Origin of the sequence: Actinoplanes sp. CA-051413 (assembly GCF_050955795.1) — a bacterium.
Taxonomy (GTDB): domain Bacteria; phylum Actinomycetota; class Actinomycetes; order Mycobacteriales; family Micromonosporaceae; genus Actinoplanes.
In genome coordinates this window covers 3,532,489-3,552,259 of sequence record NZ_CP192100.1, presented here as the reverse complement: position 1 = coordinate 3,552,259, position 19,771 = coordinate 3,532,489, and the positions used below count along the sequence as shown (strand labels likewise).

The 19,771-nt window shown below is 69.9% G+C and carries 13 protein-coding genes; 6 read left to right on the top strand and 7 right to left on the bottom strand.

Annotated elements, in window-relative coordinates; all coding sequences use genetic code 11:
* Positions 1-36: 36 nt before the first annotated feature.
* A complete protein-coding gene (locus tag ACQP2Y_RS16570) occupies positions 37-2,412 on the bottom strand; it encodes a ricin-type beta-trefoil lectin domain protein (protein WP_433731975.1) in 2,376 nt (791 codons plus the stop codon).
* A gap of 251 nt (positions 2,413-2,663) precedes the next feature.
* Here ACQP2Y_RS16570 and ACQP2Y_RS16565 point away from each other — a divergent pair, with 251 nt between their 5' ends.
* The 3 genes from ACQP2Y_RS16565 to ACQP2Y_RS16555 all read left to right on the top strand — a co-directional run bounded on the left by ACQP2Y_RS16565 (position 2,664) and on the right by ACQP2Y_RS16555 (position 7,264).
* On the top strand, positions 2,664-4,136 hold the full coding sequence (locus tag ACQP2Y_RS16565; RefSeq protein WP_433729101.1) for an arabinofuranosidase catalytic domain-containing protein: 1,473 nt from the start codon (positions 2,664-2,666) through the stop codon (positions 4,134-4,136).
* Between the two features lie 30 nt (positions 4,137-4,166).
* Entirely contained in the window at positions 4,167-5,495 is a 1,329-nt protein-coding gene (locus ACQP2Y_RS16560; protein WP_433729099.1) for a ricin-type beta-trefoil lectin domain protein, read from the top strand.
* A 131-nt stretch (positions 5,496-5,626) separates the two neighbouring features.
* Positions 5,627-7,264, top strand: coding sequence for a glycoside hydrolase family 27 protein (locus tag ACQP2Y_RS16555; protein WP_433729097.1), 1,638 nt, complete (start codon positions 5,627-5,629; stop codon positions 7,262-7,264).
* Between the two features lie 6 nt (positions 7,265-7,270).
* Here the strand turns inward: ACQP2Y_RS16555 and ACQP2Y_RS16550 are convergent, their stop codons facing one another.
* Positions 7,271-7,924, bottom strand: a complete 654-nt coding sequence (locus ACQP2Y_RS16550; protein WP_433729095.1) for a DUF998 domain-containing protein — start codon at positions 7,922-7,924, stop codon at positions 7,271-7,273.
* A gap of 29 nt (positions 7,925-7,953) precedes the next feature.
* Here ACQP2Y_RS16550 and ACQP2Y_RS16545 point away from each other — a divergent pair, with 29 nt between their 5' ends.
* Positions 7,954-9,090, top strand: a complete 1,137-nt coding sequence (locus ACQP2Y_RS16545; protein ID WP_433729093.1) for a glycosyltransferase — start codon at positions 7,954-7,956, stop codon at positions 9,088-9,090.
* A gap of 59 nt (positions 9,091-9,149) precedes the next feature.
* Complete coding sequence (locus tag ACQP2Y_RS16540; RefSeq protein ID WP_433729091.1) at positions 9,150-10,391, top strand: SGNH/GDSL hydrolase family protein; 1,242 nt, start codon at positions 9,150-9,152, stop codon at positions 10,389-10,391.
* 2 nt (positions 10,392-10,393) lie between these two features.
* On the opposite strand, the gene ACQP2Y_RS16535 is transcribed toward ACQP2Y_RS16540, so the two are convergent.
* Both ACQP2Y_RS16535 and ACQP2Y_RS16530 read right to left on the bottom strand, forming a co-directional pair.
* On the bottom strand, positions 10,394-10,900 hold the full coding sequence (locus ACQP2Y_RS16535; protein ID WP_433729089.1) for a DUF3455 domain-containing protein: 507 nt from the start codon (positions 10,898-10,900) through the stop codon (positions 10,394-10,396).
* Positions 10,901-11,064: 164 nt separating this feature from the next.
* The gene (locus tag ACQP2Y_RS16530) at positions 11,065-12,429 is read right to left on the bottom strand and encodes a cellulose binding domain-containing protein (RefSeq protein ID WP_433729087.1); all 1,365 of its coding nucleotides are present in this window, start codon (positions 12,427-12,429) and stop codon (positions 11,065-11,067) included.
* A 237-nt stretch (positions 12,430-12,666) separates the two neighbouring features.
* On the opposite strand from ACQP2Y_RS16530, the gene ACQP2Y_RS16525 reads away from it, so the two are divergent.
* A complete protein-coding gene (locus tag ACQP2Y_RS16525) occupies positions 12,667-14,412 on the top strand; it encodes a hypothetical protein (protein WP_433731973.1) in 1,746 nt (581 codons plus the stop codon).
* Between the two features lie 4 nt (positions 14,413-14,416).
* Here ACQP2Y_RS16525 and ACQP2Y_RS16520 read toward each other — a convergent pair whose 3' ends face one another.
* From ACQP2Y_RS16520 to ACQP2Y_RS16510, 3 genes are read right to left on the bottom strand one after another with little or no spacing between them, the layout of a single operon-like run.
* Positions 14,417-15,847, bottom strand: a complete 1,431-nt coding sequence (locus ACQP2Y_RS16520) for an RICIN domain-containing protein (protein ID WP_433729085.1) — start codon at positions 15,845-15,847, stop codon at positions 14,417-14,419.
* A complete protein-coding gene (locus tag ACQP2Y_RS16515) occupies positions 15,844-18,252 on the bottom strand; it encodes a ricin-type beta-trefoil lectin domain protein (protein WP_433729083.1) in 2,409 nt (802 codons plus the stop codon). The genes ACQP2Y_RS16520 and ACQP2Y_RS16515 overlap by 4 nt, the downstream gene beginning before the upstream one ends.
* 40 nt (positions 18,253-18,292) lie before the next feature.
* A complete protein-coding gene (locus tag ACQP2Y_RS16510) occupies positions 18,293-19,744 on the bottom strand; it encodes an endo-1,4-beta-xylanase (RefSeq protein ID WP_433729081.1) in 1,452 nt (483 codons plus the stop codon).
* Positions 19,745-19,771: the final 27 nt, after the last annotated feature.

The window sequence follows — 19,771 nt, the reverse complement described above, 5'->3', positions numbered from 1 at the left end:
CACGCCGTGGTGGCGTGGGCCCGTCCGGTCAGCCGGTCAGGAGGGACGGGTCCACTGCTGGTTGGTGCCGCCGTGGCAGGACCAGAGGTTGATCCTGGTGCCGCTGGCGGTACCCGCGCCGGTGGCATCCAGGCACAGTCCGGAGGCAGCACCGGTGATGGTGTTGCCGGCGTTGAGGTTCCACTGCTGGTTGGGCTGGCCGTTGCAGTCCCAGATGATGACGGCGGTGCCGTTGCTGGTGCCCTGCCCGCTGGCGTCGAGGCACTTGCCGAAGACCATCAGCTGCTTCGACGCGGTGTAGGTCCAGGTCTGACCGCCGGCGCCGGTGCAGTCCCCCAGCTGGGTCTGGGTGCCGTTGGCGGTGGCACCGCCCGGCACCTCGATGCACCGGCCGGACTGCACCCCGACGATCCTGGTGCTCTGCGGGCTGCTGCCGCTCTGCGGTCCGGCCGATGCCATCACGGCCTGGGCACCCGCGGGCCAGCTGCCGTTGGTGACCGTGACGTTGTTGTTCACCACGTTGCCGCGGTCGCCGTTGGTGATGTTGGTGCTGCTGTTGCTCGTCCAGTTGCCGGTGACGGTGAAGTTGCCCATGTTCTCGCCGCCCCAGTAGTTGGCGGTGGCCCAGGTGCCGACGTTGTTGAAGACGTTGCCAGTGACGGTGTAGTACTTGGAGCCCTCGTCGAAGTAGAGCCCGAACCAGCCGTTGATCCGCTGGCAGTGGTTCCCGTCGATCCGCGCGCCCGGGTTCCAGGACAGCGTGTAGATGCACCCGCCGTCGGTCATCTGCTGCATCACGTCGTGGATGTAGTTGCCGATGAGCCGGTTGTTCGAGGCGGTCGTCGCCGTGGTGTACCGCGGCTGGTAGTTGTACAGGCCCCGGTTGGCGTACTGGTTGCTGCCGCCCGGCTCGTTGGCGCCCCAGCCGAAACCGATCGACATGCCGGAGTACGGCATGTTGTAGACCTCGTTGTGCGACATGGTGGCGTTGGTGACGTAGGTCGTCAGGGCCGACACGTTGCCGCGGTACTCGACGCCGAGGTCGTGGATGCGGTTGTTGCTGATCGTGATGTCCCGGTTGACCATCCGCTGGTCGCTGGGGTGGTGCGCGTCGGCGCGGACGCCACCGACGACGATGCCGCCGGCTGAGCTGCGGGCGATCTCCGAGCCGGTGACCGTGATGTTGCTGGCGCCCAGGCCCACCCCGCTGGCGTGGGCGTTGGCGTCGTTGCCGATGCCGATGGCCATCTGGCCCAGGTTGACGAACTGGGAGCCGCTGAAGGTGATGGTGTTGGCCGCGGAGACCTGCACGGCGGCGGGCATCTGGTTCCAGTGCGGCCGGGTGGCCTCGAACTGGGTGCACCCCTCCTGGCAGGCGCTCAGGGCCGGCCAGTTCCAGTTGCCGCTCATGTAGGCGCCGGTCTGCTGGTCCGCGTAGCCCTGGTTGCTGCTGGCCCCGAGCCAGCTGGTGCCGGTGAAGGTGATCCCGTTGAACGTGACGTGGTGAGCCGGGGCGTCGTACGTGCCGCCGATGTTCACCAGGGACTGCAGCGTCGGCAGTTCCACGCTGAGATTGCTCATGTTCTGGCCGGCCGGCGGCGCGTAGTACAACGTGCCGGTCCCGGAGTTGAGATACCACTCGTTCGGCGAGTCCAGGAACTCGTACGCGTTGGTGAGGTACATCGGACCGGCCCGGTGCGGGGTGGTGAAGGTGTCGTAGCCGAAGGTGTTGTTGTTCCAGCTGGGCTGCTGCATGGTGAGGAAGTTGCCGCTGATGCTCTGCACCGAGACGTACCGGTCGGTGAACGAGGCGACGCTCTCCAGCTGGATCCGGTTCTGGTTGGCCAGGTTGTTGAGGTAGCTCAGCGCCCCGTTGGTGAACCGCAGGCCGGTGCTGCTGGCGCTGAAGTCCGCTCGGTTCACCTGGGTGCGCGCCCGGGTGGCGATGGCCCCGTTGACGTAGAGCTGCCGGCTGTCGGTCCCGGCGCCCACATTGGCCTGCCAGATGTTGCGGCCGGCGTCGGCGAGGGTCCAGCCGGTGACCGCCCGCGCTCCGCTGATCGCCGGCCGGGCCGAGGGCGCCGCCTGCCACACCACCGTGTGGCCGTTGGTGCCGGAGTCCTCGGCGGTCAGCCGGAACGGCGCCGACAGGCGGTACACGCCGTCGGCCAGCTGCACCACGATGTCGTCGGACATCGCGTCGTTCAGCGATCGCACGGCGGCCTGCGCGCCCGTCAGCGAGCACGGCTGGGCGCTGGAACACGCGGTGCCGGAGCCGGCGGGGGACGCGTAGAGGGTGGTCGGCGCGGCCAGGGCGGGGGTCGCCCCGGCGACGGTCACCACCGCGGCGGCCACACCCGCCGCGGCGAACCCGGCCAGCACCTTTCTGCGCAGCGTGGACGGCACGGGCATCTCCTCGGGTCGGGGGATCATCGCGGCGCGATCGGCACAGAGTCGCAGCGTATGACGTATGACGTTTGCTGCCGCCGACGTTAAGGCGGCGTTTCCACCATGTCAAGCGACCATTGTCGATGCGTAAATCCCGGCCCCGCCGGAGATCTCCGGCCCAAAATGTGTAATGGAATCGGGCCCGACGAAGTCGTATTGACATCCGCCGATTTGTGTACCCATGCTGGCGAACCAACAGCACCGGGAGGCCATTCATGGTCGTTTCCAAAGGGCGCCGACACCTCGGACGACTGTTCGCAGCGGGCGTCACCCTCGCCTTCACCCTCGTCGCCGGCACCGCGGCCGCCGCGACCATTCAGCCGGGACAGAGCGCCCCGATCGTGGGCACCCAGTCCGGACGCTGCCTGAGCGTCACCGGCTCCGGCAACGGAACCCAGGCCCAACTGCGCGACTGCTCCGGCGCCGCCGGCCAGACCTGGACCTACACCGCGTCGAAGCAGCTGATGGTCTACGGCAAGTGCCTGGACGCCTCGGGGCAGGGCACCGCCAACGGCACGCCGGTCATCATCTGGGACTGCAACGGGCAGGCCAACCAGCAGTGGACGGTCGCCTCGAGCGGCACCATCAGCGGCGTGCCCTCCGGCCGCTGCCTGGACGCCAACGCACAGGGCACGGCCAACGGCACCACCATCATCCTCTGGGACTGCCACGGGCAGAGCAACCAGATCTGGGACTCACCGGCCGGCCCGACGCCACCGACCGGCGCGGGCCCCTGCGACATCTACGCCTCCGGCGGCACGCCCTGCGTGGCCGCCCACAGCACGACCCGCGCGCTCTACGGCTCGTACAGCGGCAACCTCTACCAGGTACGGCGCTCGTCCGACAACACGACGCGCAACATCGGTCTCCGGGCCGCGGGCGGCACCGCTGACGGCACCGCCCAGGATGCGTTCTGCGGCGGGACCACCTGCGTCATCACCGTCGTCTACGACCAGTCCGGCCGCGGGAACGACCTCTGGTACCAGGGTTCGAGCGTCGTGCCCGGCTCGACCCAGAGCCGCCCGGCCACCGCGACCTCCGAATCGCTGACGGTCGGCGGCGCCAAGGCGTACTCGCTGTTCATCAACCCCGGTAACAGCTACTGGCGCGACGGCCACCTGACCGGCGTGCCCACCGGCAGCGCCCCCGAGGGGATGTACGCGGTGCTCAGCGGCACCCACGTCAACAACGGCTGCTGCTTCGACTACGGCAACAGCGAGACCACGCGGGCGGCTGACGCGGCCGGGGCCATGGACGCCATCAACTTCGGTACGCAGTGCTGGTTCGGCGGCTGCTCCGGCACCGGCCCCTGGGTCCAGGCGGACCTCGAGTGGGGCCTCTACCCCGGCGGCAGCCAGTCCTGGAACCCGAACCAGCGGTCCTTCACCAGCAAGTTCGTCACGGCGACGCTCAAGAACAACGGGACGTCCCGCTTCGCCATCAAGGGCAGCAACGCCCAGTCCGGCAGCCTCTTCACGCTGTGGGACGGCGCCCTGCCGCCCGGATACAGCCCGATGAAGAAGCAGGGCGCCATCATCCTCGGCAGCGGCGGCGACTGCTGCAAGCCCGGGGGTGGCGCCAACCTCAGCGCCGGCACCTTCTACGAGGGAGCCATGGTCGCCGGCTACCCCTCCGATGCGACCGAGAACGCGGTCCAGGCCAACGTGATCGCCGCCGGATACCGCTGAACCGCCCGCACCACGAGGAACGGAGCAACCATGCGACAAAGCACTGATCGTCATCGGTGGCGAGCACTGCTGGCCACCGCCGCGACCCTCGTCTGCACCGCGGCCGGCGTCAGCGTCATCGGGCCGGCACCGGCGAACGCGGACGTGACCACCCTCGCGGCGAGCAGCGGATGCGGCAAGGCGCCGACCCTGACCAGCGGCTCGCGCACGATCCAGACCAGCGGTAAGAACCGCAATTTCATCCTGCGGATCCCCGACAACTACGACAGCAACCACCCGTACCGGCTGATCTTCGGGTTCCACTGGAACGGCGGCACTGCCAACGACGTCGACTCCGGCGGGACCAGCGGCTACCCCTGGTCGTACTACGGGCTGCGGGCCCTGTCCGATAACAGCGCCATCTTCGTCGCCCCGCAGGGGTTCAACAACGGCTGGGCCAACTCCGGCGGCGAGGACCTGGTCTTCGTCGACGACATGATCCGGCAGATCGAGGCCGGCGTGTGTGTCGACACGACGCAGCGCTTCGCCGGCGGTTTCAGCTACGGCGGCGGCATGAGCTACGCGCTGGCGTGTGCCCGCCCGACGGTGTTCAAGGCGGTCGCCGTCTACTCCGGCGGGCAGCTCAGCGGGTGCAGCGGCGGCACCCAGCCGGTCGCGTACATCGGTCTGCACGGGCTGCGGGACCCCGTCCTGAACATCTCGCAGGGCCGTTCGCTGCGCGACAGGTTCGTCCGGAACAACGGGTGCACCCCGCAGAACCCGCCCGAGCCCGCGCAGGGCAGCCTTACGCACACCGTCACCACGTACGCCGGCTGCCGGGCCGGATATCCGGTGGCCTGGGCCGCGTTCGACGCCGGTCACACCCCCGGCCCCGTGGACGGCTTCCCCGGCGACTTCGAACCCGGCGAACGGTCCTGGACCAGGGCGGTGGTGTGGAACTTCTTCACCCAGTCGCAGGGTCCCGGCCCGGATCCGGAACCGACCGGCTTCCGGCTGCGCAGCGAGTCCGCCGGCCGGTGCCTGGACGTCAGCGGCGGGAGCTCGGCCAACGGCACGGCGACGCAGATCTGGGACTGCCAGACCACGGCCAACCAGCAGCTCAGCCAGAACGGACGGGAGCTGCGGGTGCTGGGCAAGTGCCTGGACGTGGCGCCGAACGCGGCGGCCGGCACCCGGGTGCAGATCTGGGACTGCAACGGCGGCGCCAACCAGCAGTGGAACGTCAACAGCAACGGCACGGTCAGCAACGCGCAGACCGGGCTGTGCCTGGACGTCACCGGCGCCGGCACGGCGAACGGTACGGGTGTCGTCGTGTGGGGCTGCCACACCGCCGCCAACCAACGCTGGGCCCGCGCGTAATTGTGTTATGCGCAGCGGCATTCAGAAGTCGCAGCGGTCGTAACAAATTCTCACTCTTGAATGCGTGGAAACATTCTGGCAACCTTGTGAATCCGGATGTTAACGTTCACTTCTGAACAGGTCGGTATTCGATGAGAGCTCTGAAATCCTTGCTCGCGGCCGGACTCCTGGTGCTGTCGGGCACGGCGTTCGTCGCTTCCGCAGCAACGCCGGCGCAGGCCCTGGACAACGGGGTGGCCCGTACCCCGCCGATGGGCTGGAACAGCTGGAACACGTTCTTCTGCAACATCAGCGAGTCGTTGATCCGGGGGATGGCCGACAGCATCGTCAGCACCGGCATGCGCGACGCGGGCTACCAGTACGTGGTGGTCGACGACTGCTGGATGAACCCCAACCGCGACGGGAGCGGCAACCTGCAGGCCGACCCGACCCGCTTCCCCAGCGGCATGAAGGCGCTCGGCGACTACATCCACAGCAAGGGTCTCAAGTTCGGCATCTACCAGGCGCCGCTGGACAAGACCTGCGCGCAGTACTTCGGCTCGTACCCGGGGGCGACCGGTAGTCAGGGGCACGAGGCCCAGGACGCCCGGCAGTTCGCCGCCTGGGGCGTGGACTACCTGAAGTACGACTGGTGCTCGCCCAGCGGCACCATCAACGACCAGGTCACCACGTTCGCGAAGATGCGTGACGCGCTGGCCGCGACCGGGCGGCCGATCCTGTACAGCATCAACTCCAACAGCATCCACTCCAAGACCGGACCGCAGCGCAACTGGGGCGATGTGGCCAACATCTGGCGCACCACCGAGGACATCCAGCTGACCTGGAGCACCAACCAGGTCAACGACTACCCGATGGGCGTCCAGAACATCATCAACGTGAACGTGCCGCTGGCCGGGTACGCCAAGCCGGGTGGCTTCAACGACCCGGACATGATGGAGGTCGGCCGGGGCACGCTGACCGACACCGAGCAGCGTTCCCACTTCGCCATGTGGGCGATCATGGCCGCGCCGCTGATCGCCGGCAACGACATCCGCAACATGACCACCGCCACCCAGACGATCCTGAAGAACCCGCGGCTCATCGCCATCAACCAGGACACCCTGGGCCTGCAGGGCGTGCAGGTGGCGGGCGACAGCAACCAGCGGGTGCTGGCCAAGCGGCTGGCCAACGGCGATGTCGCGGTGGCTCTGTTCAACCAGAGTGGCGCCACCCGGACGATCTCCACCACGGCCGCGGCGGTCGGCAAGACCGGGGCGTCGTCGTACAACCTGGTCGACGCCTGGAGCGGAGCCACGACCACCACCAGCGGCACGATCAGCGCCAGCGTGCCGGCCCACGGGACGGTCGTCTACCGGGTCAGCGGCGGCACCGGCGGCGACCCGCAGGTACCCGCCTCGACCAGCCTGGTCAGCACCTCGTCGGGGCGCTGCCTGGACGTGCCGAACAGCAACACCGCCAACGGCACCCAGCCGGTCATCTGGGACTGCAGCGGGGCGAACAACCAGAAGTGGACCGTGTCCGGTCAGGCCCTGCAGTCGCTGGGCAAGTGCCTGGACGCGCCGACCGGCGCCACCGCGGGTGCCAAGGCGCAGCTGTGGGACTGCAACGGCGGTACCAACCAGCAATGGACCTTCCAGAGCAACGGCACCGTCCGCAACAACCAGACCGGTCTCTGCCTCGACGTCTCCAACAACCAGACCGCGAACGGCACGCTGACGCTGCTGTGGACCTGCACCGGGGCCACCAACCAGCAGTGGACCCGGCGCTGACCGCGGTCATCCGCTGAGGCCACGACCACCGCACTGAGCGGCGGGCACCGACCCGGTGCCCGCCGCTCGCCGTCCCAGGCCGGTACAGCACAGGCCGAGCCAGCCCAGCCCGGCGAACAATGCGGCCCGTTCGAACACCCCGCTCGGACTGCCCGGCAGCACCTCGCCGTCGTCGAGCAGCACCAGCACACTGGCCGCCACGAACAACACGGCCATGGCCGCTGCGACCACCCGGGCCACCCGCCGCGGTCCGACGCCGGCCACGGCGGCGATCCCCGCGACGCCCAGCGTGACGGAGATCAGCTTGTGGATCAGCCCGCGCACGGTGTGCTCCTCGGGCACCCCCGGCGGGAAGCCCAGGCCGGCGTCGGTCCGGATGAGGGCTAGGGCAACGAAACAGAGCCCGCACCACAGGATCAGGACCACCGTCCGCCCGGTGACCCGCCGGTGCAGCCCGACGGCGCACAGGATCAGCCAGAGGCCGCAGGTGGCCAGGTTGACCGAGCCGTGCCAGCCGTTCGGGCCGAGCGACAGCTGACTGATCCAGTTGCGCGTCTCGTCGTAGCCGGGCCGGGTGAGGCCGTCCACAGTACTCACGGCGACCATCTGCACCGCGGCGAGCATTCCGAACGCCGGTAGCAGCCGCTTGCCCCGGTTCATCGAGCGAGCCTACGGGCAAGTGCCGAGCTGTGAGAATCGCCCACTTCTGCGACAGCCACGCCGGACGGCCGGACGGCGTCGCCCGCTCGGCGGAGCTGACCGTACGGCTGCTGCGCGCGGCCGGGCACGAGGTGGACTTCTACCGCCCCGGACCCCTGCTGAGCCGCGACGGCGTCCGCTCGGTGCCGGTGCCGTTGCGGCAGGTCCGCGTCGGGCTGCCGTTCACACCCCGGCCGGCCGACCTCGTCCACGCGCACAGCACGGGGCCGATCGGGATGACCGGGTTCCGGGCGGCCGCCGACTGGGGCGTGCCGCTGGTGATGACCTGGCACACCGATCTGCTGGCGTACGCCGATCTGTTCGCCGAGATCCCGGTCGGTGCCGCGTGGTGTGCGGTGCGCCTGGGCCTGGGCTGGTCGCCTCGGGAGTTCCTGGAGCTGACCCGGCCCGGAGCGGTACGCCGCCACCGGCTGGTCGCGCTCGGCCAGGCCATGTTCGCGCGGATGGCGGTGGCCATCGCTCCCTCGGACAAGGCGGCGGCGGGCTTCGCCCCGTTCCGGCCGGCCGCCGAAATCTGCGTGCTGCCCACCCCGGTCGGCGCCGTTGCGCCCCGCCCGGCCCGTACCGGCGGGAACGTCGTGCTGTCGGTCGGCCGGGCCACCGCCGAGAAGAACCCGGAGCTGTTGCTGCGGGCGTACGCCCAGGTGCGCGCGGCCCGGCCGGACGCCCGGCTGGTCCTGGTCGGGGTGTCGCAGCAGCGCCGGCGCCTGGCCCGCCGGATCGCCGCGCTCGGGCTGGACGGTCACGTCCAGGTTGTTCCGCCCGTGCCGCACGACGCGGTCGCCGGCTTCTACCGGGCTGCCGATGTGCTGGCGTTCGCCTCCACCACGGACACGCAGAGCCTGGTGCTGGCCGAGGCGGAGGCGGCCGGGCTGCCGGTGGTGGTCGCTGACCCTGAGCTTGCCGTCCGGCCGGGAGCCGTCGGGGCCGCGCGCTTCACCTGCGAACCGACGCCGGACGCGTTCGCCGCCGCACTGCTGCGCATGCTGGACGACGACGCCTTGCGGGCCGGCGTGACCCGGGACGGCATGGCGGCCGCGGCGGCGTACCCGCCGGAGGTCTTTCTGCGCCGGCTGGCGGCGATCTACCACCGAGCCTGCTCTTGACACATCGACGACCTGCGATGTGCAATGCGCTGACAACGATGTCAACGGCAGGGAGCCCGATGATTCTCCGGCGACTGACCATGACCGTCCTGCTGGCGGCCGCCACCGGCGCGACCGGTGCGGCGGCACCGGCCCGCGCGGCCGACCCGGTGCGGATCATGCCGCTGGGCGCGTCCATCACCTGGGGCACCTCCTCCACCGACGGCAACGGCTACCGCGAGGAGCTGCGCAAGCATCTCGCCGGCGACGCCGGGGTGGCGATCGACTTCGTCGGATCGCAACAGTCGGGCACGATGACGGATCGCGACAACGAGGGCCACCCGGGGCTGCGCATCGACCAGATCGCGGCGAACGCGGACGCCTGGCTGTCCGCCGCCCGGCCCGACGTGGTGCTGCTCAACGTCGGCACCAACGACACCCTGCAGAACTACGACCTGCCGGACGCGCCGGCGCGGATGCGGGACCTGCTCGACCGGATCGTCGCTGCCCGGCCGACCGCCGCCGTGGTGTTCTCCACCCTGGTCCCCTCGGGCAATCCCACCAACGACAGCCGGGCGCGGACCTTCAACGCCGCCCTGCCCGCCATCGCCGCGGAGCAGGTCGCCGCCGGGCACAACGTCCGGCTCGTCGACCTCACCAGCACCCTGACGGGCGCCGACATCGGCCCGGACACCATCCATCCGACCGACGGCGGATACGTCAAACTCGCCAACCTATGGCACACCGCCCTGCGTCCGGTGCTGGGCGCCGGCCGGGCCTGGCCGCTGTTCCGCACCGACTTCGGCGCCGCTGCGCAGCCCACCTGGACCAACAGCGTCCACGCGAGCGTGAACGTCGGCGGCTTCTGCTGCGGCCTGACCGCCATGGAATCCGCCCGCCGGGCCGAGACCGCGCACGGCGGCACGTACGCCCTCATGTACTCCGGCAACGACACCAGCGCGACGCAGTCGTACTCGTACAACAAGGTCTTCGACGTCCACGTCCCGATCGCCGCGGACACGACGCTGTCGTACTGGATCTACCCGCAGTACCCGGCCACGTCGGTCGCGCTCGACCTGTTCCTCACCGACGGCCGCAGCCTGCGGGACTCCGGCGCGACCGACCAGTCCGGGGTCCGGGCCCACCCGCGGTTCCAGGGCCAGGCGGGCCACCTGCGGCTCAACGAGTGGAATCTCGTCCGGATCCCGCTGAGCGCCCTGGCCGGCGGCACCGTCGACCAGATCTGGATCGGGTACGACCAGCCCGGCACCACCGGCCTCTTCCGTGGCTACGTCGACGACATCGACATCATCAGCGGCTGAGGTCAGTTGCCCCAGAAGATGTAGTTGGCGTTGTAGGGCACGCTGGCTTTCTGGCCGTCGGTGCAGGCGGTGGCCGGGGCCACGCCACCGAAGGTGTTCATCCGCTGGATGTGGGTGACTGTGCTGAGCATCCCCGACCCGGACCGGGTCCTGACCTCCAGCAGCAGCTCCGGGATCGCGCCGGGCACCGGGGAGTTGGCCACCGGGGCGGCGGTGATCAGCGAGCCGTCCGCCTCGGACTGCCAGGTCGGGCCGCCGAAGTGGTGGATCTTGCGGTTGGCCCCGTCGAAGAGGCCCGCCTCGGGGACCGACGAGCCGGTGAACCTGCCACCCGTACAGGTGTAGGTCTGGGTCCCGGTGCCGACCACGAACTGGCCGATGATCCGCAGGCCGGCCGGCGGCTGGAGGGACGGGGCCTCGGCGGCCGAGGCCTGGTAGGTGACCGCGGAGACGCCGGCCGTGACGACAGCGGCCGCGGTGAGGGCGATTTTTCTCTTGAGTGTGGGCACGTGTACGAGTACGCGGCTGCGGCCGTTGCCGATGGGTGGCTGCCCGCAAGGGCGCCCAACGTTGCCCGATGAGCCCGCGCCGGCGGGAACGCCCGATGCGAACGTGCGGTGGCTTGCGCGGCCCACAGCACGTTCGCATCGGACTTTCCCCGGATGAGTGCGGCTCAACTGGTGACGCAGGGAACTCCATCAAGGGCGAATGTGGTCGGTGCGGCGCTGTTGCCGGTGTGCCCGGCCTGGAAGCCGATGCTGACCGACCCACCGGCGGCGATCGAGCCGTTGTAGCCGGCGTTGCGGGCGGTCACCTGCCCGGAGGTGGGGCTGTAGGTGGCGTTCCAGCCGGAGGTGATCGTCTGCCCGGCGGCGAGGCTGAAGCTCAGCGACCAGCCGTTGACCGCGGTCGTGCCGGTGTTGGTGAGGGTGATGTCCGCGGTCAGACCGGTGTTCCAGGCGTTGACCTTGCTGGACACCCGGCACCCCTGGCCCGCGGGGTTGCTGGGTCCAGGGCTGCTGGGGCCGGGGTTGCTGGGCACCGGATCGCTGGGCATCGGGCTCGAGGGCGCCGGGCTCGACGGCCCCGGGGTCGTGCTGATGGGCGAGGTGGCCGGCCCGAACTGGCTCAGGAAGCGCCAGACCTCGCCGGTCGTCCACGTGGTCGCGGTGTTGGTGCCGCCGCCGTCGGCCGGCTCGGGCGTGTGGTCGCCGTCGAAGGCGGCCCACTGCACCGGATACCCGGCCCGGCACCCCGCGTACGCGGTGGTGATGTGCCGCCCGCTGCCGTTCGGGGGCTCCGGCGGGTTCTGCGCGGTGCAGCCGTTGACCCGTACGAACGTGTCGCGGATCTGCCGCCCGGAGCTGATGTTCAGCACGCTGTCGTGGGTGCCGTGGATCCCGAAGTAGGCGACCGGCTGGGTGCCGCCGGCGCAGCCACTGAGCTGAGCACCCGAGTACGCCACGACCGCGCGGAAGATGGTCGGCCGGGCGCAGGCCAGGGCGTAGCTCATCGAGCCGCCGTAGCTCCAGCCGAGCGCGAAACGCTGGGTGGTGTCGACGCAGAGGTCGTTCTCGACCACCCGCAGGATGTCGTCGACCAGGGTCACGTCGCGGCCGTTGGTGTTGGCCCACCCGGCGTCCAGGCCCTGCGGGGCGATGAAGATCGCGCCGTTGCCGGACGCCCGCTGCTGGCCGTAGAAGGCCCACGCGGCGCCGGCGGTACCGCCCCCGGCGGCGACGTTCTGCGCCGAGCCGTTGAGCCAGTGCAGCCCGACGAACAGCCGGTACTTCAGGGTCGGCTGGTAGTTGTCCGGGATGCGCAGGATGTAGGTGCGGGACTGGCCGCCGCTCTGGATCGTGTAGGTGCCGTTGCGCAGCGTCGGCGTCTTGCCGCACCCGGCGGTCGCCGCCAGCACGGTGGGCCCGTCGGCCGCGACGGTCCCGGCCGAGGCTGCGACCACGCCGGCCCCGACCAGGAGCGCGGCGGCGGCCAGGACCACGCCCACCATCGACGGGATCCGTCTTCTGCTCGCCATCGCGTCACTCCTCGCTGATTGAGCATGAATATGAACGCAGGCTACGGGAGCGCTCCCACGCATTCAAGAACTTCACTGGCAAATAGTTAATCGACCTGCGCCGTGCGTTCTCGTAACAGTTTTTCGCCGGCGATGTTCCCCTTATTCGGAACCGCTCTATTGCTGCGCGGGAAGTCGTGTTAGCTTTCCTCGCGCTCACCAGGATCTTTCCGCGTACGGGGGTACGTCTTGTCCGATGTGGTCACTGAGAAGGCAACGAGGTCACGGTTCGTCCGGCTGCTGCGGCACGAGTGGACCGTCGCCACCGCCGGCTCGGTGCTGCTCGCGATCGTCATGGTGTGGCTGCTCCCGCCGTACGCGAGCCGGCTCGTCACCGGCGGCGTCAAGCAGGAGACCATCGCCAACCCGGTGCGCACCATCATCGGCGACGCCGGCGACCCGACGGCGCAGGCCTGGATCGTCGCCTGGAACGGCCAGTCCCTGCGGCACGGCCTGCGCGGGCTGTGGCACACCAACGCCTTCTACCCCGACACGTTCGGCCTGGCCTACACCGACACGCTCTTCGGCTACGCGCCGGCCGGGCTGATCGGCGAGGGCGTGACGGCCGCCGTGCTGCGCTACAACGTCCTGTTCGTGCTGACGTTCGCGCTGGCGTTCCTCGGCGGCTACGCGATGCTGCGCCAGCTGGGCGCCGAACGGGTGGCCGCCGCGCTGGCCGGTGCCGCCCTGGCCTACGCACCCTGGCGTTACGACCATGCGGGTCACCTGAACATCATGTCGACCGGCGGCATCACCCTGGCCGTGGCGATGCTGGCCCGCGGCCACGGCTGGTCGCTGACCCGGGGCTACCGCAGCGACCGGGTCCGGCCCGGCTGGGCGGTGGCCGGCTGGCTGGTCGCGGCCTGGCAGGTGACTCTCGGCTTCGGCATCGGCCTCGGTTTCGTCTACCTGCTCGCCCTCGCCTGCCTCTGCGCGGCGATCGGCTGGCTGGTCCGGGGCCGCCCGCCGCTGGGCCGCCGGTTGATCCTCGCCGACCTCGCCGGTGGGCTGGTCTTCACCGCGGTCACCGCCTTCTTCGCGTACGGCTACCAGCAGGTCCGCGAGCTGTACCCGAACGTGACCCGGTCCTGGGACTACGTCGCCGTGTTCTCGCCGACACCGCGCGGCCTGTTCGTCGCCCCGCAGTACTCGCTGCCCTGGGGCACCCTGCACAACGACGCCCGGGCCCAGCTCGGCAACGCCGCCAACGAGAAGGCGCTGCTGTGCGGGTACGCGCTGTATCTGCTGGCCCTCGGCGGCCTCGTCCTCTCCTCATGGTCGGTGCGGCAGCGCCTGCTTCTCCTCGCCGGCACGATCCTGGGGATCCTGTTCGCGCTCGGCACCAACGGGCCCACGTACCGCCTCCTGCACCTGTACGTGCCCGGCTTCGACGGCAGCCGTACCCCCGGGCGGTTGATCCTGTGGCCGACCATCTTCATGGCCGTCCTCGCCGCCGGCCTGCTCACCAAACTCGCCTGGCTGGCTCGGACGGCGACCCTGCCGCAGTGGCAGACCGTCGCCGTCCGGGTGCTCACCATCCCGCCGTTGCTGCTGGTGCTGGCCGAGGGCATGCCGGACATGGACCATCCGGACACCCCGGTCGCACCGGCCGCGTTCGCCATGGCGTCGGCGCCGTTGATGGTGCTGCCCTCCGACGAGAACGTCGACACCAACGTCCTGCTCTGGTCGACCGCCGGATTCCCCCTGATGGTGAACGGGGCGTCCGGCTACATCCCGCCCAACCACCAGGGGCTCCGCGACCTGATGCAGACCTTCCCCAGCGAGCCCAGCCTGGATCGGCTGCGCCGGCTCGGCATCCGCAGCGTGGTCGTGCTGCGCGACCGCGTCCCGGGCACGCCGTTCGAGGCGGTGCTGAGCGCACCGACCCCGCCCGGCGTCATCCGTCAGGACATCGGCCCGGACATCCTCTACACCATCAGCTGACGTCCTACGGCACGGCGACGATCTTCCAGCGCTGGTTGGCGCTGGTGGAGTCGCCGTACTGCCCGATGGTCGCCCCGTTCGCCGTGCGGCCCATGCCGTCGAGATAGAGGCCGGTGGCCCGGTTGCGCAGCCGCACGTTGTTCGCGTCGGTCAGCACGGACCACTGCTGGTTGGCCGAGGTTCCGGTGGTGTACTGGCCGGCGGCGCTGCCGTTGGCGGTCCGGCCCATGCCGTCCAGGTACAGCCCGGTGCCCTGGTTCCTGATCCGCACGTAGGTGCCGGAGTTCTCGACCACCCACTGCTGGTTGGCGCTGGTGGTGGCGGTTCCCTGACCGACATCGGAGCCGGCCGCCGTACGGCCCAGGCCGTCGGCATACCGGCTGGTGGCCGTGCCGACGATCCGGACCGTCGTGCTGCCGCCGGTGCCCATCCCCCAGGAGTACTGCAGCCGGTTCAGTCCGGAGGCGTTGGTCAGCGTCAGGTTCAGATTCGGTCCGCTGCCGGTGCGCCTGGTCAGGCTGTACCAGTCGCCGTCGCGCAGACCGGGCCAGTAGACGCCGCCGACACCGAGCTCGCGCAGCTTCGCGCTGACGCCCCGCAGGTAGTCGGCGAAGAACGACCCGCTCGGGATGTTGTAGTCGATGGTGTCGTACGCGACCCCGTTCTTGCTGCCCGGGCCCATCGGACCACCCCACTCGGTGGCCACCGTCCGGGACGCGTACCCGCCGATGGAGCTGGCGAGATGGTTGCCCCACGAGGTCTCGTCCTCGAAACCGGCGAAGAACGAGTAGTCGTGGACGGCCAGCAGGGTGTTGTTCAACCGGGTGTCCTGGCCGACCGCGGCGACGTTCTGGGCCAGCCCGGCACCGTCCAGGATGACCCGGCCGCGCGGCACGCCGGAGTGCCGGTTGAGCCAGGAGCTGTACATGTTGTTCAGGTCGGTCGTGGAATACCCGTGCGGCTCGTTGATGACCTCGAAGTAGGCGTTGCTGTTCCCGGCGTACCGGTTGACGACGGTGTCCCACATGCGGTCGTAGGCCGCGGCGTCGGCGGGCCGGCCGCCGCTGTAGGCCCAGTAGGCCAGGATCACCTTGCCCTTGGTGAGCGCCTGGTCGATCGCCCCGGTGTAGGTGCCCCAGTAGCCGGCGACGGTCGGCTCGTTGATCGGCATGCGGACGGTGTTGGCCCCGGTGATGGAGTACAGCTGCCCCACCACCCGGTCGGCGACGGTGGTCGCCGAGGCGTACGTGTCGGTCGCGCCCAGACCCGACACGTAGAGCACCCCGTTGACGAAGTTGTCCCGCTGGTCGGCCCAGTTGACGCCCCGGAACTCGGTGGTGGCGGCCTGCGCCGGCGCCTGGACCAGCACGGTTCCGGTGACGGCGAGGGCGGCGGTGAGCAGGATCCGCCCCGTACGGCTGAAGGCCCTGGTCATGATCTGATCCATCGCTGGTTGCTCCCACCGTTGCAGGTCCACAGGCTGACAGTCGTGCCGTTGGCCGTCCCGGCGCCGGTCACGTCCAGGCACAGGCCGGACTGGACGCCGGTGATGGTGCCGTCGGCGTTGACCCGCCACTGCTGGTTGGCGCCGCCGGTGCAGGACCAGATCCGTACCTGGGCGCCGGCGGAGGTGTTCGCGGCGTCGAGGCACTTGTTGCCGTACACGGTCAGCTGGTTGCTCGAGGTTGCCGTCCACCTCTGGTTGGTGCCGCTGTTGCAGTCCCAGATCTGCACGGTCGCCCCGTCGGCCTGGCTCTGGCCGTTGACGTCCAGGCAGCGGTTGGAGCCCGCACCGCGGATCTCGCCGGTGGGAGTCGTGCCGCCCCCGAGCGGGGTGATGGTCAGGTTGTCGAACTGGGCCGTCACGCCCTGGCCGGTGGCGTAGCCGATCTGGCCGGCGACCCAGGCCGAGTCCGAGACGCTGCCCACGGTCGTGCCGTCGATGGCGGCGGTCAGGGTGCTGCCGTTGAGCGTCAGGGCCAGCTTGTGCCAGCGGCCGGTGCCCAGGGCCGCCGTGGTCCCGCTGGCCAGCGTGCGCTGGTTGCCGGCGGTGCTGTTGCTGCGGATGGACCACGAGCCGTTGTCGGCCACCCGCAGGTAGTAGGCGTTGAGGTTCTGCGGGCCGTCGTGGTTGTAGTTGCCGGCCCGTCCGATGAGCTGGGCGTAGCCGCTCTTCTCCAGCATGACGTCGGTGGAGACCGTGTAGTTGCGCCAGTTGACGTCACCGAGCAGCGTGAACGGCTCGGCGTGGCCGGACGTCCAGAAGATCGGCGCCTGTTCCGACATCTGGCGGATGCACTGACCGGTACGGCCACCGCCGCACGCGGCCACCTCGAACGAACCCTGGTGGTCCGACAGGTACTTCGCCTGCCTTCCCGTCTGGTAGCTGTCGAAGTCGTCGGCGTACGGCAGCGCGAGAGCGCCCTGGGCGGGGCTGGTCGCCGTGCCCTTGCCCGCTCCGGTGGTGGTCGTGATGCTGTAGACGTAGCCGGGCTGGACGGTCAGCGAGTACGAGCCGTTCGACGGCGTGATGTCCGTGCGCCGCACGAACCGGTCGGCCGGGTTGCTCGACCTGACGTTGGTGGACCACACGCGCACGGTCCCGGTCGACAGTCCGCCGGTGACGCTGAACTGGAGGTCCTGGGCCGAGCCGGCGTCCATCGTCTCGATGACAGTGCTGTAGTCGCCGGTGGTGGGCGACCTCAGCGAGACGTAGCTGCCGTTGTTGCGGTTACCGCCGAGGTAACCCGAGGAGTTGTCGAGGTAACGCCATCCGGGTGCGGTGAACTGGGTGGTGTGGGCCATGACCCAGGTGCTCGTACCGATCGAGTAGTAACCGGACCAGGGTTGCGGTGCAACGGCCACCCCCGTGGTGGCCCAAGGGATGTTCGGGGTGATCGCGGCGATGACCGGCCAGTTCAGGTACGCGGTCATCTTCCCGTCGATGTAGTCGCGGTTGATGCCGCGGGCCAGAGCCGGCGCGCCCGCGTTGTAGTCGTCGGAGCCGTTCTCGCTGGCCCACAGCGTCTTGCCGGAGTTCACCGCGTTGGCTGAGCTCGGGCAGGAGGTCTGCGCGCTGCGGTAGCCGCAGACATAGTGGCTGCCGACCACCGAGATGGCCGCGCCGAACGCCGGGTCGCGCAGCGAGTCGTCGGCCGAGCCCCAGCCGAAGTCGTCGGAGGCCACGATCTTCACGCCCGCGTACCCGCGGGAGTTCAGGGCCGAGCGCAGGTTCTTGTACCAGGTTAGGTCCCGGCCGCGTTCGTTCCAGCCGCCGAGGTAGTCGATGGTCAGGCCGTGGGAGGTGGCACAGCCGAGCCACGCGATCAGGTAGTCGATCGAGTCGTTGGACCAGAAGTTGCCGTTGCCGATCCACCCGGGCGCACCCCAGGACAACCCGACGAGCTTGATGTTCGGGTTACGGGCCTTGGCCTGGCCCATCATCCACCACTCGTACCCGCGGTCACAGTTCACGGCGCCCCGGGTGTGCTCGTGGCTCGGTTCCGCGCCGGAGGTCGAGTTGGTGTCTCCCCCGATCTCCACCTTCATGATCTGCATCGCCGCGCCGTAGCCCGGCTTGAACAGATAGTCGAGGATGTCGCTGCGCTGTGGTTCGGGGTAGTCGAACAGCAGGCGGCTGTTGCCGCCGCCGCCGCTGATCGCGCCGACGCCGTCGAACGTCCGCCCGCCCGATGAGCCGTTGATGGTGATCGCCGTGGCGGCCTGCGCCGGCGCGGGGTACGCGACCAGCGCACCGGCCAGAGTCAGCAGCAGGCTCGCGGCCGCTGCCCAGCCCCGCCGCAGCCGGCGCTTCGACCGGTCGTCCTCACGTGTTGTCATCACAATGCCTTCCTCTTCTGCCATGGGCGTGGGACGTCGGTCAGGGACTGGTGCACGAGAGGGCGCCGGGCGCCGTACTGCTGCTGCCGTTGACCAGGAAGCCGAAGCTGGTCGAGGCGTTCGCGCCGACGGAGCCGTTGTACGCGGCGTTGCGGACGCTGACCGTGCCGCTGGTGCCGGTGTTGACGCCGTTCCAGACGTTCGCGATGGTCTGCCCGCCGGCCAGCGTCAGCTGGACGGTCCAGCCGTTGAGGGTGGCGGAGCCGTTGTTGGTCACGGTCACCTCACCCTGATAGCCACCGTTCCAAGTGCTGGCCGTGTGGTAGGTCGCGGTGCAGCCGCCCGGCTGCCCGGTGACCGGCGGGGTGCTCGGTGGCGTGCTGGTCGGGGTGCTCGGCGGGGTGCTGGTGGGTGTGCTCGGCGGCGTGCTCGTCCCGGGCACCGTCGTGGAGGCGGCGTTGAGGGCGTTGAGGACCGAGGTGTACGCGGGCTTGGGGTTGCTGTTGCGGTCGAACAGCAGCGGGCTCTCGTTGCCCCGCCAGGAGTCGCTGTCCCGGATGCCCCAGGTCGTGATGCCGACGCAGCGCGGGACGTTCATGCACGCCTGAGTCAGGCCCTGGTACTGGCTGGCCGAGGCGTTGGTCACGTCGGCCTCGGTCAACGCCACGTCCACGCCGAGGGCGGCGAAGCTCGACAGCGTCTGCTGGAAGTTGCCCGGCAGCGAGCTGCCCCCGGTGAAGTGGGTCTGCAGGCCGACGCAGTCGACCGGGACGCCCCGCGCCTTGAAATCGCGGATCATGTTGTACACGCCCTGCGTCTTGGCGTACGTCCAGTTCTCGATGTTGTAGTCGTTGTAGCAGAGCCTCACGCCCGGGTCGGCGGCCCGCGCGGTGCGGAACGCCACCTCGATCCAGTCGTTGCCGGTGGACTGCAGGTTCGACGAGCGCCGGCTGCCGTTCTCGGCGAAGGCCTCGTTGACCACGTCCCAGGCGTAGAGCTTGCCCTTGTAGTGGGCCATGACGCCGTTGATGTGGTCGATCATCGCGGTCCGCAGGGCGCTGCCGCTGAGGCTGCCCCAGAAACGCGGTTGCTGGGCGTGCCAGGCCAGGGTGTGCCCCCGGACCTTCATGCCGTGCTGAATGGCCCAGTTGTAGATGGCGTCACCCGCCCGGAAGTCGAACTGGCCCCGGTTGGGCTCGGTCGCGTCGGGCTTCATCTCGTTGACGGCCGTCATCATGTCGAACTCGCGGTTGGCGATCGTGAGGAAGCCCGCGTCGTTGAGGCGGTCCCCTCCCATGGCGGCGCCGAAGTACCGGCCGCTGCGCTCCGCGGCCGCCTTGAGGGTGGTGCCGGGCGGGCCGGTGAGGTCGGCGTGGGCCAGGGTGGCCACGGCCACCGAGGACACGGCGATCGCCACGGCGCAGGCAGCGCCGAGCAGCAGCCGGGCGCGACCGCCGGTACGGCGACCCGCGCGAGCAGAAACAGTGGTCATGAGTGTCTTCCTCCTCGAGGTGCGGGC

Bases quoted from the DNA above. Each gene is read 5' to 3' on its own strand.
- ACQP2Y_RS16530 (WP_433729087.1), bottom strand. From the start codon at position 12,429: ATGGCGAGCAGAAGACGGATCCCGTCGATGGTGGGCGTGGTCCTGGCC.
- ACQP2Y_RS16550 (WP_433729095.1), bottom strand. From the start codon at position 7,924: ATGAACCGGGGCAAGCGGCTGCTACCGGCGTTCGGAATGCTCGCCGCG.
- ACQP2Y_RS16570 (WP_433731975.1), bottom strand. From the start codon at position 2,412: ATGCCCGTGCCGTCCACGCTGCGCAGAAAGGTGCTGGCCGGGTTCGCC.
- ACQP2Y_RS16540 (WP_433729091.1), top strand. From the start codon at position 9,150: ATGATTCTCCGGCGACTGACCATGACCGTCCTGCTGGCGGCCGCCACC.
- ACQP2Y_RS16560 (WP_433729099.1), top strand. From the start codon at position 4,167: ATGCGACAAAGCACTGATCGTCATCGGTGGCGAGCACTGCTGGCCACC.
- ACQP2Y_RS16555 (WP_433729097.1), top strand. From the start codon at position 5,627: ATGAGAGCTCTGAAATCCTTGCTCGCGGCCGGACTCCTGGTGCTGTCG.
- ACQP2Y_RS16520 (WP_433729085.1), bottom strand. From the start codon at position 15,847: ATGACCAGGGCCTTCAGCCGTACGGGGCGGATCCTGCTCACCGCCGCC.
- ACQP2Y_RS16510 (WP_433729081.1), bottom strand. From the start codon at position 19,744: ATGACCACTGTTTCTGCTCGCGCGGGTCGCCGTACCGGCGGTCGCGCC.
- ACQP2Y_RS16565 (WP_433729101.1), top strand. From the start codon at position 2,664: ATGGTCGTTTCCAAAGGGCGCCGACACCTCGGACGACTGTTCGCAGCG.
- ACQP2Y_RS16515 (WP_433729083.1), bottom strand. From the start codon at position 18,252: ATGACAACACGTGAGGACGACCGGTCGAAGCGCCGGCTGCGGCGGGGC.